General features: G+C 55.1%; 12 protein-coding genes. 7 read left to right on the forward strand and 5 right to left on the reverse strand.

Annotation, left to right across the window (positions count from 1 at the left end):
- Positions 1-135 precede the first annotated feature (135 nt).
- Positions 136-1398 (reverse strand): BPL-N domain-containing protein, encoded by a 1263-nt coding sequence (locus tag B5D23_RS11575; RefSeq protein WP_078685710.1) that lies wholly within the window; start codon positions 1396-1398, stop codon positions 136-138.
- A 196-nt stretch (positions 1399-1594) separates the two neighbouring features.
- On the opposite strand from B5D23_RS11575, the gene B5D23_RS11580 reads away from it, so the two are divergent.
- The 7 genes from B5D23_RS11580 (at position 1595) to B5D23_RS11610 (ending at position 11317) form a co-directional block, all read left to right on the forward strand.
- Positions 1595-4255, forward strand: a complete 2661-nt coding sequence (locus B5D23_RS11580; protein WP_078685608.1) for a valine--tRNA ligase — start codon at positions 1595-1597, stop codon at positions 4253-4255.
- Positions 4256-4603: 348 nt separating this feature from the next.
- On the forward strand, positions 4604-6112 hold the full coding sequence (cobA, locus tag B5D23_RS11585) for a uroporphyrinogen-III C-methyltransferase (RefSeq protein WP_078685609.1): 1509 nt from the start codon (positions 4604-4606) through the stop codon (positions 6110-6112).
- A gap of 36 nt (positions 6113-6148) precedes the next feature.
- Positions 6149-6823, forward strand: coding sequence for a phosphoribosylglycinamide formyltransferase (gene purN / locus B5D23_RS11590; RefSeq protein WP_078685610.1), 675 nt, complete (start codon positions 6149-6151; stop codon positions 6821-6823).
- Between the two features lie 194 nt (positions 6824-7017).
- Positions 7018-8079: an aminofutalosine synthase MqnE gene (gene mqnE, locus B5D23_RS11595; protein ID WP_078685611.1), complete on the forward strand. Its 1062-nt coding sequence runs from the start codon at positions 7018-7020 to the stop codon at positions 8077-8079.
- Between the two features lie 110 nt (positions 8080-8189).
- Entirely contained in the window at positions 8190-9248 is a 1059-nt protein-coding gene (aroC, locus tag B5D23_RS11600; protein WP_078685612.1) for a chorismate synthase, read from the forward strand.
- 204 nt (positions 9249-9452) lie between these two features.
- Positions 9453-10553: a redox-regulated ATPase YchF gene (ychF, locus tag B5D23_RS11605; protein WP_078685613.1), complete on the forward strand. Its 1101-nt coding sequence runs from the start codon at positions 9453-9455 to the stop codon at positions 10551-10553.
- A gap of 14 nt (positions 10554-10567) precedes the next feature.
- A complete protein-coding gene (locus B5D23_RS11610; RefSeq protein WP_078685614.1) occupies positions 10568-11317 on the forward strand; it encodes an RNA methyltransferase in 750 nt (249 codons plus the stop codon).
- Positions 11318-11740: 423 nt separating this feature from the next.
- On the opposite strand, the gene amrA is transcribed toward B5D23_RS11610, so the two are convergent.
- From amrA to rimO, 4 genes are all read right to left on the reverse strand, one after another.
- Positions 11741-12298, reverse strand: a complete 558-nt coding sequence (gene amrA, locus B5D23_RS11620) for an AmmeMemoRadiSam system protein A (protein ID WP_078685616.1) — start codon at positions 12296-12298, stop codon at positions 11741-11743.
- Positions 12299-12722: 424 nt separating this feature from the next.
- Positions 12723-13559: a signal peptide peptidase SppA gene (sppA, locus tag B5D23_RS11630; protein ID WP_233813097.1), complete on the reverse strand. Its 837-nt coding sequence runs from the start codon at positions 13557-13559 to the stop codon at positions 12723-12725.
- A gap of 34 nt (positions 13560-13593) precedes the next feature.
- Complete coding sequence (locus B5D23_RS11635) at positions 13594-15330, reverse strand: 30S ribosomal protein S1 (RefSeq protein WP_078685619.1); 1737 nt, start codon at positions 15328-15330, stop codon at positions 13594-13596.
- A 331-nt stretch (positions 15331-15661) separates the two neighbouring features.
- Positions 15662-16963 carry a 30S ribosomal protein S12 methylthiotransferase RimO gene (gene rimO, locus B5D23_RS11640; protein ID WP_078685620.1) on the reverse strand — a complete coding sequence of 434 codons (1302 nt, stop codon included), beginning with the start codon at positions 16961-16963 and terminating at the stop codon, positions 15662-15664.
- Between the last annotated feature and the right edge of the window lie 106 nt (positions 16964-17069).

Genomic DNA, 17069 nt, shown 5'->3' on the forward strand with positions numbered 1-17069 from the left:
GGGCCTCGTCCTTGGGCGGGGTCAAGGGGCAGCGCCCCTTGCAGAGCACGAGACGGAGTCTCGTTACCCACCCACCCCAAAAACCTTGCAGGGCTTGGGACAGAGTCCCCGCTAAAAATACCCCCACTCAAACGCTTAATGCTTTAAGGTGAGCCATAAAAGGGAGTCGAGGACCTGAACGAGTCTTGCGAAGAGTCCGCCATACTGCATGTGATGCCCGAAGAGGGCGATGCGCTGTTCCTTGAGGCTGTCGCTGGGGATGTCGCCAGAGGATTCGGGGACACTCATAGCGAGCCGCTCAGCGAGGAGATAGCCGGAGAGTCCGTGATGAAAGAGTTCCATGTTCTCGAGAAACTCATCGCAGTGGTCTTTCCAAAAGGCTTCTGCTTCTGGGGTTGGGACGAGGTTCTGAAGCTGACAGGCCATGGAGTAGAGACTGTTGATGTAGGCGCCGGGGATACCGCGCCGCCAGCCGAGGAGCCATGAATTCCGGCGGAAGATAAGCAGATGATCCATGCCGAGCTGAATAATATCCTCAAGGGCGTTTTTCGCAGCGGCGAGCACCTCGCCTCCTGCCTCGTCGGGCCAGCGGCGCTCAAGGGCGTCGAGCTTCCACGGCGGGAGGAGTGAAGGAGTGTTGTCGGGCGGGGTCAGCCCTGTGAGGTCGCGGATGGCGTGAACGAGCCACGCGTTGGCGTCGGCAGAGGCGGGTGTCTCAAGATGCGCATACGAGAGCAGATAGCGCCCACGGCCAAAGCTGCCCTGAATGATGCAGGGCTGGTCGCTCATGAATTCGGGCCAAATGTGAATCCCATACTGACTCTCAAGGTCCTCGAGAGGCTCCTTGGGGATGCTTTCGAGGGGCAGGTCTGCGACCCAGAAGTCGGGACCGGGGTGATGATAATGGGCGAGGACTTCGACGTCTGCGGAGTCCTGAGGTTCAAAGCGTGCGGGCCACCAGACCGGAAGGAGGGGTTCTTCTGGAAAATTGGGGGGAACGATGCTGGCGCGTTGCTCGGCGTTGATCTGGGTGTACATGTGACCGCTGCACGCATGCTGAAGACGGTCGGTAAACGCGCGGCGTCGCCAGGGGCACAGGCCGAGTCCATAAGGGCCGGACAGGGCGAGACCAGTACCGCCGCAAAAGCCGAGATACTTTCCGCCGTGGCGAATGTACCGACGAACCTCGGAAACACCCTGTTCGCCAAGATGGTCGTATTTTGCTCTGGCCCAGCCACCGGGGACGATGAGAAGGGCGGGAGGTTCCGCGGAAAGAATGCCGTCAGCGATTTCGTTTCCGCTCACGAGTTTGTAGGGGAATTTCCAAGTCTGGAGGGCTCTCCAGACCAAAAGGCCCCAAAGGTGAGATTCGTCCCAGTATATGTAGATGCTTGACATTGTGCGTATGCTCATTAGGCTGTGGTTCCGCCGTAGATAGCGGTTTTTTTATGACTGCGAAGCGTGAGTTTATCTACCGCTTATGAAGATTGAATTTTTTGCAGTATACATGAAAAAACGCAAGCGGCGTATAATTCGTGAAACGCGATGACACTACGGAAAATACGTCAAGAAGTGAAGACGAGGAGATACGAACATGGCAACCAAAACCCTGCCCAAAGGCTACGAGCCGGCGGATATTGAAACCCGCTGGCGCACCTACTGGGAAGAGCACAAGACTTTCACCCCCGATATGGATGCTGAGGGTGAACCGTATTCTATTGTTATTCCCCCGCCGAACGTTACGGGCCAGCTGCACATTGGACACGCACTGAACCTGACTTTGCAGGATATTCTGTGCCGTTTCCAGCGCCAGCTTGGCAAAAAGGTGCTTTGGGTACCGGGCACGGACCATGCAGGTATTGCAACCCAGAACGTTGTTGAACGTAAGCTTGGTCGCGAAGGTCTCCGCCGTGAGGACCTTGGCCGCGAAAAGTTCGTTGAGCAGGTCTGGGAGTGGAAAGAAGAGTACGGCGGAAAGATTCTGAACCAGATTCGCCGCCTTGGCTGCTCTGTGGACTGGACTCGTGAACGCTTCACCATGGACGAGGGCCTGTCCCGCGCTGTTCGTGAAGTGTTTGTGAGCCTGTACAAAGAGGGCCTGATCTACAAGGGCGATTACATCGTCAACTGGTGCCCCCGCTGTAATACAGCTCTGGCCGACGACGAAGTGGAACACGCAAACGAGAAGGGCGCACTGCACTACATCAACTACAAAGTTGAGGGCAGCGACGAAGTCCTGACCATTGCCACCACCCGTCCCGAGACCATGATCGCGGATACAGCTATTGCTGTGCACCCTGAGGATGACCGCTTCAATCACCTGATTGGCAAGCACGCCATTCTTCCGCTCTTTGGCCGTAAGCTTATCATCATCGGCGACAAGTACGTTGATCGTGAGTTTGGTACTGGTTGCCTGAAAGTGACACCTGCACATGATATGAATGACTGGGAGCTTGGCCGCAAGCACAAGCTGGACGTCATCAATATCCTGAATGAAGATGGCACGATGGCCGCAAGCGCTGGTCCGGATTACGAAGGTCTGACCTGCGTGGAAGCACGCAAGAAGATCCTCAAGGCTCTGGAAGAAGACGGCAGCCTTGTGAAGATCGAAGACTACGAGCACAGCGTTGGTCATTGCTACCGCTGTAAGACCACCATCGAACCCTTTGTGTCCACCCAGTGGTTCGTTGCTGTTGAGTCTCTTGCTGCCGAAGCTGCCAAAGCTGTTCGCGATGGCAGAACAAATATTTACCCTGAGACCTGGAAGAAGACCTACTTCCACTGGCTCGACAACATCCGCGACTGGTGTATTTCTCGTCAGCTGTGGTGGGGCCACCGCATCCCGGCATGGACCTGTCAGGATTGCGGCGAGCTGATCGTTGAGCGCGAAGACCCGACCACCTGTTCCAAGTGCGGTTCCAGCAATCTGAAGCAGGAAGAAGACGTTCTGGATACCTGGTTCTCTTCTGCCCTGTGGCCGTTCTCCACAATGGGTTGGCCGGACAAGACCGAAGAACTGAAAGCCTTCTACCCGACTTCCGTTCTGAGCACCGGTTTTGACATTCTGTTCTTCTGGGTTGCCCGTATGATGATGATGGGCCTGCACTTCATGGACGAAGTTCCGTTCCATGACGTGTACCTGCACGCCCTTGTGCGTGATGGCGAGGGCAAGAAAATGTCCAAGTCCACAGGCAATGTTATTGACCCGCTCATCATGTGCGACAAGTACGGCACTGACAGCCTGCGTCTGACCCTGACTGCTCTTGCAGCAATGGGTCGTGACATCAAGCTTGCTGAGGACCGTATCGAAGGCTACCGCCACTTTACCAACAAGCTCTGGAACGCAGCCCGTTTTGCACTCATGAACCTGCCTGACGAAGTCCCGGCAGCAGACGTGAAGCACGCAACCGGCGTTGCCAACCAGTGGATTCTGGCCCGTATCGAAGAGGTCAAGGACGCCACCCGTACGGCCCTTGAGAATTACCGCTTCAATGATGCCGCCCAGATTCTGTACGGCTTCACCTGGCATGAGTTCTGCGACTGGTACCTTGAGATGATTAAGGGCGACCTGAACGGCGACGACGCCGAGCAGAAGCAGATGACGCAGAAAGTGCTCCAGACTGTTCTGGGCGAGCTGCTGACCCTGCTGCATCCCATCATGCCGTTCATCACTCAGGAAATTTACGCAACCCTGCCCGGCAACGAAGACAAGGACCTCGCAAGCGAGATGTTCCCTGAGACTCGTACCGAATGCCGCAGCAAGGAAATCATCGAGCACATGGAACTCCTGCAGGAGGCCATTGTGAGCGTGCGTAATATCCGCGGTGAGCTGAACATTAAGCCGTCCCTGCTGCTGGATGTGCTTATCCGCACCAAGGACGACGACGCCAAGGCCTTCTTTGAGGCTCACGATGACCTTATCAAGAGCCTTGCTCGCGTGGGTTCGGTGACCGTTGGTCAGGATGTGGTTGCTCCCAAGGCTTCCGCTTCCAACGTTGTTGCTGGCCACGAAGTCTACGTGCCGCTGAGCGGCGCTGTTGACTTTGACACTGAGCTTGCCCGTCTCGAAAAGGAAATCGGCAAGGTCGACAAAACTCTTGGTGGCATTGAGCGCAAGCTCTCCAACAAGGGCTTTGTTGAGAAGGCTCCGGCCGCAGTTGTTGAAGGCGAGCGCAAAAAGGCTGCCGAGCTTCAGGAGAAGCGCGAAAAGCTGACATCTCTCCAGACGCGCCTCAAAGACGCCCTGAGCGAGTAGTGAAGTTGCGGCAAGCGCCGCTTCTTTCATAAAAAAATATCCGGGCATCTCCTGTTCTATGGGAGGTGCCCGGTTCATTCATTTTATGCGGGGCGAGTTGTGAGACCAAAATGCTGTGTCTCTGGAGCACATTTCTGCTCTTTTGCTACAGTGACAGAAGGCCTCGGACAATGTATGAAGTCCCTCATTGGGCACGGATGTAGCGCGTTAAAAAAGAGCGCAGTCCGTGTGCCCCATCTTTTGAGCTGTGTGGAGTGCATCCCGCGCCATGTGCGCCCGCTCCCCTATGGAAAAAAGAGAACTGGGGGAATCCCCCCGGATGTCGTAAGAATCGGAAAAGGAGCCACAATGGCAGACGTATATCTCATTGGTGCAGGCCCCGGTGATCCCGGTCTTTTGACCGTCAAGGGTAAGCATATTCTCGAGACGGCAGACATCGTCGTTTACGATTACCTCGCCAACGACGAATTCCTCAGCTACGCCAAGCCTGGCGCAGAAATTATTTATGTCGGAAAGAAGGGTGGCGATCACACCCTGCCGCAGGACAAGATCAATGAACTGCTTGTTCAGCGCGCAAAAGAAGGCAAGAGCATTGCCCGCCTCAAGGGTGGTGATCCCTATGTCTTTGGCCGCGGTGGTGAAGAAGCCGAAGAGCTGATGGAAGCTGGCCTGACTTTTGAGGTTGTGCCCGGCGTCACTGCTGGCGTTGCTGCCCCTGCCTATGCTGGCATTCCTGTGACTCACCGTGCGCACACCACTTCTGTGTGCTTCATCACTGGTCACGAAGATCCGACCAAGGAAAAGAGCGGTCACAACTGGGCTGTTTATGCTCAGAGTGAAAGCACGCTGGTTTTCTACATGGGCGTGAAGAATCTCCCCATGATTGCTGAGAATCTTATCAGCAATGGCCGCGATCCCAAGACTCCTGTTGCACTGGTCCGCTGGGGCACACGCTGCACACAGGAATCTATGGTTTCTGACCTTGAGAATGTTGCAGAAGAAGCTGCTCGCCGTGGCTTCAAGGCGCCGTCCATCATCGTTGTGGGTAGTGTCTGTAGCCTGCACGAGAGCCTGAACTGGTTCGAGAAGCGTCCTATGCTGGGCAAGGGTGTTGTTGTGACTCGTGCCCGCGAGCAGGCAAGCGGCTTTGCCGAGACTCTGCGCGAGCAGGGTGCCTGTGTGCATCAGTTCCCGACCATCAAGATCAACCCCATGGAAGACTGCTCTGAAATCCGTCAGGCTCTGACTGAGATCGACAGCTATGACTGGGTGATCTTTACGTCTGTGAACGGCGTGCGCCGCTTCTTTGCAGAAGTTGACGCTGCTGGTGCAGACAGCCGTATTTTTGGTGGCCGCAAAATTGCTGCCATTGGCCCGGCAACTGCCGAGGCTCTTGTACGCCGTGGCCTGCGTCCTGACTTTGTGCCTGCCAAATACGTTGCAGAGCACGTTGTGTCTGGCCTGATTGAGCGTGGCGTGGGCGAAGGATGCCGCATCCTGATCCCTCGGGCCAAGGTTGCCCGTGAGGTGCTGCCCGAAGAGCTGCGCAAGGCTGGAGCAGAGGTTCGCATTCTGCCCGTGTATGAGACTGGCCTGAATGAGCAGGGTCCCGAAGCACTGGAAGCCCGCCTTGAGGCTGGCGAGATTGATTTCGTGACTTTTACCAGCTCATCTACGGTGGACAATTTCTTTAAGCTTCTGCCGCCGGAAACCCTGAAAAAGTACATGCCTCAAGTGCGTCTTGCCTGTATCGGTCCGATCACGGCAAAGACCCTTGAGAGCTACGGGTTTAGCGCAGGCATTCAGCCCGAGGACTACACCATCCCCGGTCTGGCTGAGGCTCTTATTAACGCCTAGCGGCGGTAACTCTTCCGAAGGATGAAGGAGAAGCGTATGTCTCTGGCTTTGGCTGTTCTGGTCTCTGGTTCTGGTTCCAATCTTCAGGCTATCATTGATGCCATTGAAGCTGGAAAAATTGATGCAGAGATCAAGCTTGTTCTTTCGAACAAGGAAACTGCCTACGGCATTGAGCGGGCCAAAAAGCATGGCCTGCCGACTGTCGTGATTAACCACACAGCCTTTGAAACTCGTGAGGCCTTTGACCGGGCTATGGTTCAGGAGATTCGTTCGCACGGCGCAGATGTGATTGTGCTGGCAGGCTTTATGAGAATCCTGACGCCTATCTTCATCCGTGAATTCTTCCCGAAGATCATCAACATTCATCCTGCATTGCTGCCGAGCTTTACCGGTGCCCATGCCCAGCGTGACGCTGCGGGCTATGGCGTTCGTCTGGCAGGCTGCACAGTGCACTTTGTGGATGAAATCATGGATAGCGGCCCGGTGATTGTTCAGGCTGCTGTTCCGGTGAATGCTGGTGATGATGAAGACACTGTTGGCGCCCGTATTCTGGAATATGAACATCGCATTTATCCGCAGGCTCTCAAGTGGCTGGCCGAAGGCCGGTTGACTGTGGATGGACGGCATGTCCACCTTGCCCCTTCTGAGGCCGCATTGATTGGCCCAGAGGCTGGCGGACTGGTCAATCCGCCGCTTGAGGAAGGATTCTAGGATATTCTGGCGTCCCGGAAAAAAGAATGACGGGTCCGGGGGAGAGCGCTGACTCTTTCCCGGACTTTTTCTATTGAGCGGGGTGCTTTTTTGAGGCCGGGTCGAGCGCGCTTTACTCCACGCTGGCCTGACCGTATCCTCAAAAATATCGTGCGCGGAATTCCCGCGGCTCAAATTTACGTGAGGCAGCAGTAATGCAGAAATATATTGATAAAGTTCGGAACGGAGAGCGTTTGTCTATCGAAGGCGCTCTTGAGCTTGCCAAAAACTGTGACATTCACACCCTTGGTGAACTGGGCAAGGAAGCTCGTGAAAAGCGCTTTGGCAACAAAGCGTTCTGGGTCTACAACCAGCACCTGAATTTCACGAACGTCTGTGCCAACGCCTGCCGTTTCTGTGCGTTCTACAAGCGCGCCGGAGCTGACGGCAGCTACACCTATTCCATTGATGACGTTCGAGAGCGGATTCGTAGCCGTGCTCACGAGCCGATTCGGGAAATCCACATTGTGGGTGGTTTGAATCCTGACCTGCCGTACAGCTATTACATGGACCTCATTGCTGCCATCCGTGAGGAGCGCCCCAATGTGGCAATCAAGGCTTTCACTGCCGTTGAGATTGCTCACCTTGCCCAGCACATGGGCAAGTCGCACAAGGAAATTTTGACTGATATGCGTGCCGCTGGTCTGGATGCTCTTCCCGGCGGTGGTGCAGAAGTCTTCTCGCCCAAGCTGCGCGAAAAGCTCTGTCCGGAAAAGCTCTCCGGCGAGGAGTGGCTCAAGATTCATGAGACCGCGCACGGCATGGGAATCCCCACGAACTGTACACTGCTCTTTGGGCACATTGAGACCTGGGAAGACCGTCTGGAGCACATGGCTGCTCTTCGTGAGTTGCAGGACCGCACTGGTGGCTTCAAGGTCTTTATTCCGCTCCAGTACCAGCCCAAGAACAACCCGCTGGAGTCTCAGGGAACGGATGGTCAGGACTACCTGCGCATGATTGCTATTGCCCGTATCTTTATGGACAACATCGATCACCTCAAGGCCTACTGGGCATTCTCTGGCATCAAGGCAGCGCAGATGGCGCTCCATGCTGGTGCTGATGACTTTGACGGGACTCTCGTGGAAGAAAAGGTTGGCCATGCTGCTGGCGCAAGCTCTCCGACTGGCATGACCGTTGCCAAGCTTGAAGAGCACATTCGTCAGGCTGGCTTCACACCTGTTGAACGTGATACTTTCTTTGAGGAAGTGCACGCATAGTCTGACATTTGACGGCCAGCCCTGCACACTCATTCAGGGCTGGCATTACTCTTCCCGTTTCAGCATGGGGTTTCTGTTTATTCAGGACTGGGGCGGTGCAAGGAGGCATCATGAGTGGGAATTCTTTTGGACAGCTTTTTCGTCTGACAAGTTACGGAGAATCACACGGCGCAGGACTTGGCGGCGTGATTGATGGTTGCCCGGCTGGGCTGAGCATTTCCGAAGAGGAGATTCAGCAGGAGCTGGACCGGCGTCGTCCGGGGCAGGGCATTGCGTCCACAGCCAGAAAAGAAAGTGATACGGTTCATCTGCTTTCTGGTGTGTTCGAGGGCAAGACCACAGGCACAGCCATTGGTTTTCACATTGCCAACGAGGACCAGCGCTCCCGGGATTACTCCACAATCCAGAATGTTTTTCGTCCCGGACATGCGGACTTTGGCTATGACGCCAAGTTTGGCTTCCGGGATTATCGCGGCGGTGGTCGCTCTTCCGGGCGTGAGACTGTGTCTCGCGTGGTTGGCGGTGCTGTTGCTCAGGCTGTCTTGGACCAGTACGGCATTTCCGTCATGGCCTACACGCGTGAGATTGGCGGCATTGAAGCGGAGCTTGCTGATCTTGATGGTGTGCAGGAACGTCCATATTTTGCGGCCTGTGATGACGTGATTCCCCTTTGGGAGGAGCGTATCAAAGAAATTATGGCGCAGGGCGACACCCTCGGCGGCATTGTCGAGATTGTTGTCACTGGCGTGCCTGCGGGACTTGGCGAGCCTGTTTTTGATAAGCTTGATGCCCGGCTTGCCTACGCGCTTATGGGTGTCGGCGCGGTCAAAGGTGTGGAAATTGGCTCTGGTTTTGAGGCTGCGCGCAGTCTTGGAAGCATGAACAATGACCCCATGACCGCAGAGGGGTTTGCCTCCAACAGCGCAGGTGGAATTTTGGGCGGTATTTCCAGCGGTCAGAGCATTGTTGCCCGTGTTGCCATTAAGCCCATTCCTTCCATTGCGCAGGAGCAGCAGACTGTGACTCGCGACGGCGAGGAAACCACTATTCGCATTGGTGGGCGTCACGACATCTGTGCAATCCCCCGGGTAAACCCTGTGCTTCGCGCCATGACCCGGCTTTGTCTTGCAGACATGCTGCTTTTGCAGCGCCGGAATATTTCGCTGTAGCACAGCACTCTGTATATGGTATTTTTCTGTGTCGCCCCTGCCTCTTTGGCTTTGGAGCGGCACAGTTTTTTTCGTCACGGCCGCACAACTTGCGGGCCGGGCAAAGGGCTGATACTGAAAGCCTGCATTGCGTGAGGCGCGGGATGGTGAATCTCTCCGTTTTTCCCTTGCCAGCGCTGCAAATATAAAATCGGAGATTTTTTCATGGGACTGAGTATCGGAATCGTTGGACTGCCCAACGTTGGTAAATCTACTCTTTTTAATGCGCTTACCAAGGCACAGAATGCCGAAAGCGCAAACTATCCCTTCTGCACTATCGAACCGAACAAGGCCGTTGTTCCCGTTCCTGACGTGCGTCTGGACAAGCTCGAAGAGCTGGTCAACCCTCACCGCGTTGTGCACGCTACTGTTGATTTTTGCGACATCGCTGGTCTGGTTAAGGGCGCAAGCAAAGGTGAAGGCCTTGGTAATAAATTTTTGGGCAACATTCGTGAATGCGACGCCATTCTTCATGTTGTCCGCTGTTTTGAGAATGACGACGTTGTTCACGTTGATGGCAGCGTTGACCCCATTCGCGACATTGAGATCATCGAAGCTGAGCTGATTATGGCTGACGCCCAGAGCGTCGAGAACCGTCTTGAGCGCATGAAGAAGCAGCTCAAGGGTGACAAGAAGCTTCAGCCCAAGGTCGACTGCTGTGCTGCTCTCCTTGAGCACCTTGGTGGTTTGAACCTCGCTTCCAGCTTTGACCAGCGCGACACTGACGTCTTTGCCGAGATCGACAAGGAACTGCATCTCATCACCGTGAAGCGGATGATCTACTGCTGCAACGTTGACGACGAAGGTCTTCTTGAGGACAACAAGCACGTTCAGGCTGTGCGCGAGTTTGCTGCAAAAACGTCCTCTCAGGTCGTTAAGATCAACGCTCGCATGGAAGAAGAGCTGATCGGTCTTGAGGACGAAGAGTACACCGAATTTTTGGAATCTTACGGCGTTACCGAAAGCGGTCTTGATCTCATCATCCGCACTGGTTTCTCCACCCTCGGCCTGATCTGTTACTTCACCGCTGGCGTGCAGGAAGTCCGTGCCTGGACTATTCACGATGGCGACACCGCTCCTCAGGCTGCTGGTGTGATTCACACTGACTTTGAGCGCGGTTTCATTCGCGCTGAGGTCATCGCATACAACGACTACGTCGAGAATGGCAGTGAGTCTGCCTGTCGCTCCAAGGGCGTGCTTCGCGTTGAAGGCAAGGACTACATTGTCAAAGACGGCGATGTCATGCATTTCCTCTTCAATGTCTAATCTCAGGAAAAACCATGCTTGAGAATTTGACCGTTGTTCTGTTTCACCCAAAATTTCCGGAGAATGTGGGCAGTGCCGCTCGCGCATGTGCGAACATGGGCTGCCCCAATTTGACCGTTGTTCGTCCCCGGAACTGGAACCCGGAGCGAGCCGCAGCGTTGGCGACCCCCAAGGGACAGGACATTTTGAAGAACATGCAGGTCTACGAGGACCTGCCTTCTGCTCTCGCAGGCTTTGAGCATGTTTATGGCACTACTGCCCGCACTGGTGGCTGGCGCAAGGGGCTTCTTTCCCCTTCGAAGGCCGCAGAGGGTATGTGCAATCACATGCGCGGTGGCAGTTCCGTTGCTGTTGTCTTCGGTCCTGAGGACCGGGGACTCACCAATGCCGAGACTGAGATTTGTGGGCAGTTGCTCACCATCCCAACCTCGCCAGAAGCCAGCTCCCTCAATCTTTCGCAGGCTGTTCTCGTTGTCCTTTATGAATGTTTCAAGAACGCGATGGAGGTCGACAGCGTCGAGCCGCAGGCTCCCTCTGAGGCCAACCTTGTTCATCACAAGGAGATGGAGATTTTGTTTTCCTCTCTCAAGGACACGCTGCGTTCTATCGATTTCCTCAAGGATGAGAACACTGACTACTGGATGCTCCCCGTGCGGCGCTTTTTACAGCGCGCTCCCTTTCGGCGCTCCGAATTCAACATGTTGATGGGACTCTGTCGGCAGGTTCAGTGGATTGCCAAGAAAGCGGGACGTGGAGACAAGTAGTGTAGAGTATTGGGGGCCAGCCCCCAAACCCCCGCGTAAGGGAATGATTCCCTTACGTATCCTCATCGAGTTTAAAAGCCGTGCAAGCTTCGCTTGCACGGCTTTTAAACTTGGGTGAGAAGGCGCAAAGAGGCTCTTTCTCTTTCCCGTGCGTTGCCACCATTTTCTTTCTGAACGCTTGCGTTCAGAAAGAAAATAAGTGCGGCAGAAAAAGGCAAAAGAACATGCAATCGGGAAACGCCCACTAGGCCAAAATTAAGGGCCGGATGTAAGGGAAAGCCAACGGCTTTCACACATCCGGCCCCTTAATTTTGGGCGAAAGCGGGATTCCCAAGGGCCTCGTCCTTGGGCGGGGTCAAGGGGCGGCGCCCCTTGCGGGGTTTGGGGCAGCGCCCCAATAAAACATCCCCCGAAAGTGCCTCCTCAAAAAACTTCAGCCTGGAACCAAAAGAGTTGAGTAGCGGGGTCTTTCCAAGAGCCGGGAGCGAGGCCTGCTTTAATGCAGGTGTGGTCGAGGAACTGTTCTCTGTTCCAGTTTTGTTCGACGGGGACCTGCGGGAGGAGGAGTCCACGGGAGTGTGCTTTGGTGATAAAGAGGCCGTGTGTGCCGACTTCGATAAGCTGCGGATCGGGGCAGGGGGTGAGGGGGCTAAGCACGGAAATTTCGATGTTGAGTTGTGAGACTTCATGGTCGGCGACGGCGGGGAAACGAGGGTCGTGAAAGGCGGCTTCCTGCGCCATGTCAAAGATAGTCTGCCAGATGGGCATGTCGCTGATGATGCGGCCGATGCAGCCGCGGAGACGCCCCTCTTTCTTGAGGGTTACAAAGGCGCCGAGCTGCTCGCTGAGGAGCTTGGTGGGTGCTGCACCGGGGGAGCCAATGTTGTGGCCTTGCGCGCGTTCTGAGATGACCCGGCGGGCGAGGTCGTGGAGCACTGCTTTTTCATTGTCGGATAGCGCGAAGTGAAATTCTTTTGGCATACGCTGTTGCTCCTTATGCTGTGGGGTACGAGACGCTGTCTCGTGCTCTGCAAGGTGCGCCGGGTGGGCAGGGACTCTGTCCCCGTACCTCTGCAAGGGGCGCTGCCCCTTGATCCCGCCCAAGGACGAGGCCCTTGGGAATCCCGCTCTCGCTGGAATATAAGGCTGAGTGGGATGAGAGCAAAGCTCTCCTCTCCATCAGCCTTATATTCCAGCTAATGGCGTTTCCCGAGCGCGTGTTCTGCTGCTTTTTCATGACCACACGTATTTGCAGAAGAGAAAGAGGCTCTGGCGCTATTTTCATCAAGTTTGAATTCGATTCACGCGAAGCGTGAAACGAATTCAAACTCGCTGAGGATACGTAAGGGAATCATTCCCTTGCGCGGGGTCCGGGGCTGGCCCCGGTTCTTTCCCTTCCCTCTTCTTATCGTACAAGCAAACCTTGAGGTAAGCCAGTTGCATCGAGTGTAATGTGGATATTGCTCATAATGCGCTCGATAAAGGGGCGTTTTTTTTCTGGTTGTTCGACGGTGGGGATAGAGCCGGAGAGACCGCAGAGTGATTTGAGTTCTGCTGCGGCGTCTTCCATACCGCCGAGTTTGTCGACGAGTCCGACGGTGCGGGCCTGGCGTCCGGTAAAGACGCGGCCGTCAGCGATAGCGCGGACTTCTTTCAGGTCCATGTGGCGACCTTTGGCGACAGCGCGGACGAACTGGTCATGCATGTCGTCGACGATACTCTGGAGATACTCACGTTCATCGCGAGTCATTTTTCGAAAGGGAGTGCCAGCGCCTTTGAGTTTACCGCTGGTGAGGCTTTGCCGTTTAACGCCGATTTTTTCCATCAGGTCAGCGACGTTGGTCAGTTCCATAATGACGCCGATGGAGCCGGTGATGGTCGACGGGTTGGCAAAGATGCAGGTCGCGGGGGCGGAGATGTAATAGCCACCGGAAGCTGCTGCGGAGCTCATGGAGACGACGACGGGTTTTTGTTTGGCGAGTCTGGCGACGGCGCGTGAGATTTCCTGCGAAGGGGTAACGGCCCCGCCGGGGGAGTTCACGCGGATGAGGACGCCTTTGACGCTTGGTTCATTGCGGAGGTCACGAATCCATTCGACGAGTGACTCCGAGTCCATAATCACACCTTCGACGCGAACGATACCGATCTGATCGTCGGAGGACGACAGCCGATCACTGAGCTTTGTGCTATGAAAAAAGGCCGCAGCCCCAGAGAATAGGGCTACGGCCAGAATAATCAGCATAAAGCCGAATATGAAAGGATGTCTTTGCGAAAAGTTAGTTCTTTTCTGCATCCTCAAATTCAGCCCTCAGCAGGTCACCAAGGTTGGTGCTAGCGCTTTCACCGGAGGTGGAAGCTCGGAATTCCTTGGCAGGTCTGCGGTCTTCTTCCGTCTTGAGCTGCTTGATGGAAAGACCAAGGCGGCGCTCGTCGGCGGAAACGTGAATGACTTTAGCCTGGATAGTAGCACCTTCTTCGAACATCTCGGAAGGAGACTTGACCTTTTTACGGCTGATTTCGGAGACGTGGACCAGGCCTTCAATGCCTTCCTCAACCTCAACGAAGAGGCCGAAGTCGGTGATGTTGGTCACAACGCCCTCGACAACAGTGCCGATGGGGTAGCTTGCGGGAACCGTAAGCCACGGGTCTTCGGAGAGCTGCTTGATGCCCAGGGTGAACTTCTCAGCTTCTTTGTCCACGGTCAGAACCTTGGCCTGGACAGTGTCGCCGACTTTGTAAAGTTCATTGGGGTGACGGATCTTCTTGGTCCAAGAGATGTCGGACACGTGAATGAGGCCGTCGATGCCGTCCTCGATACCGATGAACATACCGAATTCAGTGATGTTCTTGATGGTACCTTCGAGGATGGTGCCCTCAGGGTATTTTTCAGCAACCAGATCCCAAGGATTGGGATTGACCTGCTTCATACCGAGGGAAATGCGCTTCTTGTCGGGATCGACACCCAGGATGACCACGTCGACTTCGTCGCCGGTGTGAACCATCTGAGAGGGGTGGCGGAGCTTGCGGGTCCAGGACATCTCGGAGATGTGCACGAGACCTTCAACGCCTTCTTCGAGCTCAACAAAAGCACCGTAGTCGACCAGGTTGGTGATGCGTCCAGAGAAACGCTGACCAACGGGGTACTTGGTATCAATGCTTTCCCACGGATCGGGAACGAGCTGCTTCATACCGAGGGAAACCTTCTGGTTTTCCTGGTCGAAGTGGAGAACTTTCAGTTCAAGCTCGTCGCCCAGGGAGACCATTTCCTTGGGATGCTTGATGCGGCGCCAGGACATATCGGTGATATGCAGCAGACCGTCGAGACCGCCGAGGTCAACGAACACACCGTATTCAGTGATGTTTTTGACCTTGCCCTTAACAACCTGGTCCTCTGCGAGGGTACCAAGAAGCTCAGCGCGTTTGGTTTCACGCTCTTCTTCGAGCAGAACGCGGCGAGAAACGATGACGTTTGAGCGGCGGCGGTTGATCTTGAGGATGCGGAATTCAAATTCCTGATCCACCAGAGCGTCCATGTCCGGGACAGGACGAAGGTCAACGTGAGAACCGGGCAGGAATGCTTCGATTCCACCGAGGTCGACAGTGTAACCACCCTTGATGCGGCGGATAATGCGGCCCTTGATGGTTTCGCCTTTTTCCTGAATCTCTTCGATGGAATCGAAGAGCTGCATGCGTTTGGCCTTTTCGCGGGAGAGAAGGATAGTGCCTTCGGATTCGTTCTTGCGAACCACGTAGACGTCTACCTTGTCACCAACGGAGACGGTCATGTTTCCGTCTGCATCCACAAATTCGGAAGCAGAAATCTGTCCTTCGGACTTGAAGTTGACGTCTACGAGGACGTTGTCCTCGCCGATCTTGACAACTTCACCGGAAACGATGCTGCCTTCCCCGAGTTCGGCGTCGTCCAGTCCGGGAAGGTACTCTGCGAGTGCCTCCTCGAAGCTGAGTTCTCCGGGGAACTGATTGTTTTCCATATCTTCGGTCGTTGCTACCATGTGTTACCTCCAACAACAATAATCCGCGCTACGTATCAGACTAGAGAGCGACTTGCAAGGTAAAACTGGTTCAGCGCAATGGCTGACGCAGTATCTCTGCAAAGTTTTACCCGGTGCTCTCTGTCCTCTCGTTTGCGGTTTTATCTTTGTAGTAAATTGCTGTTCTTTCGTCTACTCTTGCCCGTTTTCATTGCAAAACTGCATGAATGTCCACGAGCTGTTGCAGTGCTTTATCCAGGAAAATGCAGTAGGTACCGCAGTAGTCTCTTCTCAAGAGGATATGGAAAGCACGCGTATTTGTAGTGAAGAGCAGCGTTAAAAAAAGTGTGTCTTATGCCAGAGCGATGAGATCGTAGGTCTGGCACTCCTCAACCGTTGCCGGAACAAGGGCGCCCGGCTGGACACCTGGTCCGGAAATATATGTGACGCCGTCAACTTCTGGTGCCTGGAACCAGCAGCGGCCAACGTGCAGGGTTTCCCATTCTTCGTGCGCCCGGTCCACAAGCACTTCCTGATCTGTACCATCAAACTGAGCCAAAAGCTCGGCGCTGATTTCGCTCTGCACAGCCATCAGCTCTGCACGACGCTCTTCAATCAGTTCTGCCGGAATCTTGTTGGGCAGGTCGTGGGCACGGGTGCCGTCTTCGTCACAGAAGCCGAAAACACCGAGGTGCAGGAAGCGGGCTTCGCGGACAAAGTTCACCAGTTCGCGGAACTGGGCATCTGTCTCGCCGGGATAGCCGACGATGATGGATGTGCGCAGTGCTGCGTCTGGGAAGAAGTGGCGGACACGCTCGAGAACAATGCGAGGATCGCGGGCAAAGGGGCGGCCCATGCTTTGCAGTATTTCCTGATTGGCGTGCTGGAGCGGAATGTCAAAATAGGGCAGAAGCGGGCGGCCTGCCTTGGACATGAACTCCAGAACAGGCTCAGTCAGCCCACCCGGATACAGATACATGGGGCGCAGCCACTTGAGACCGTCGATGTTCAGCAGGCGGTCAAAAACGGAAATAAGGCCGTTCTTTTCGCCACGGTCAGCGCCGTATGCTGTGAGGTCCTGGGCGACCAGTGTGATTTCTGGAATGCCAGCGGCGACGATTTCGCGTGCTTCCTGCTCGATGACGTCGAGCGGGCGGCTGTTCAGCGGGCCACGAAAGCCGGGAATGGTACAGAACGAGCAGCGGTGGTTACAGCCTTCGCTAATCTTGAGGTAGGCGTAACTTGGGCCAGTGGAAATGGCACGTTCAAAAGGCTGGGGTTCGTACGCGGGGCGTTTGAGGACTTCGGCAATGCGGGCGGGGAAATCGTCTGTCTCAAGGGTTTTGAGCCAGAGGTCAACTTCAGGAATCTCGCGGGTCAGCTCGTCGCGGTAGCGGCTTACCAGACAGCCTGCAACAACAAGCACGGGTTTTGGGTCCAGTTCTGCCAGATCGTCGACCATGTCCATGATGGTATCAATGGACTCCTGCACAGCGGGAGCAATGAAACCACAGGTATTGATAAGAACGACATCGGCCTGTTCGGGACTTTCAACCGGGGAAAAACCGGAATCAAATCCGGCAAGCATGCGCTCGGTATCAACCCTGTTTTTGGGGCAGCCGAGGCTTATGGAGAAGACGTTTACGGGAGTCATGAAAACCTCTTGGGTGGGATGCGCGCAAAGCGGCGTGCGCCTTGTGCTACGCCTGACTAACCTACTTAAGAGTGGGTGACAAGCTGCACTCATGCAGAAAATACGA

The sequence above is a fragment of the Desulfobaculum bizertense DSM 18034 genome (assembly GCF_900167065.1).
Lineage (GTDB): Bacteria > Desulfobacterota > Desulfovibrionia > Desulfovibrionales > Desulfovibrionaceae > Desulfobaculum > Desulfobaculum bizertense.

Bases quoted from the DNA above. Each gene is read 5' to 3' on its own strand.
- purN (WP_078685610.1), top strand. From the start codon at position 6,149: ATGTCTCTGGCTTTGGCTGTTCTGGTCTCTGGTTCTGGTTCCAATCTT.
- amrA (WP_078685616.1), bottom strand. From the start codon at position 12,298: ATGCCAAAAGAATTTCACTTCGCGCTATCCGACAATGAAAAAGCAGTG.
- sppA (WP_233813097.1), bottom strand. From the start codon at position 13,559: ATGCTGATTATTCTGGCCGTAGCCCTATTCTCTGGGGCTGCGGCCTTT.
- cobA (WP_078685609.1), top strand. From the start codon at position 4,604: ATGGCAGACGTATATCTCATTGGTGCAGGCCCCGGTGATCCCGGTCTT.
- aroC (WP_078685612.1), top strand. From the start codon at position 8,190: ATGAGTGGGAATTCTTTTGGACAGCTTTTTCGTCTGACAAGTTACGGA.
- B5D23_RS11580 (WP_078685608.1), top strand. From the start codon at position 1,595: ATGGCAACCAAAACCCTGCCCAAAGGCTACGAGCCGGCGGATATTGAA.
- mqnE (WP_078685611.1), top strand. From the start codon at position 7,018: ATGCAGAAATATATTGATAAAGTTCGGAACGGAGAGCGTTTGTCTATC.
- B5D23_RS11610 (WP_078685614.1), top strand. From the start codon at position 10,568: ATGCTTGAGAATTTGACCGTTGTTCTGTTTCACCCAAAATTTCCGGAG.
- B5D23_RS11575 (WP_078685710.1), bottom strand. From the start codon at position 1,398: ATGTCAAGCATCTACATATACTGGGACGAATCTCACCTTTGGGGCCTT.
- B5D23_RS11635 (WP_078685619.1), bottom strand. From the start codon at position 15,330: ATGGTAGCAACGACCGAAGATATGGAAAACAATCAGTTCCCCGGAGAA.
- rimO (WP_078685620.1), bottom strand. From the start codon at position 16,963: ATGACTCCCGTAAACGTCTTCTCCATAAGCCTCGGCTGCCCCAAAAAC.
- ychF (WP_078685613.1), top strand. From the start codon at position 9,453: ATGGGACTGAGTATCGGAATCGTTGGACTGCCCAACGTTGGTAAATCT.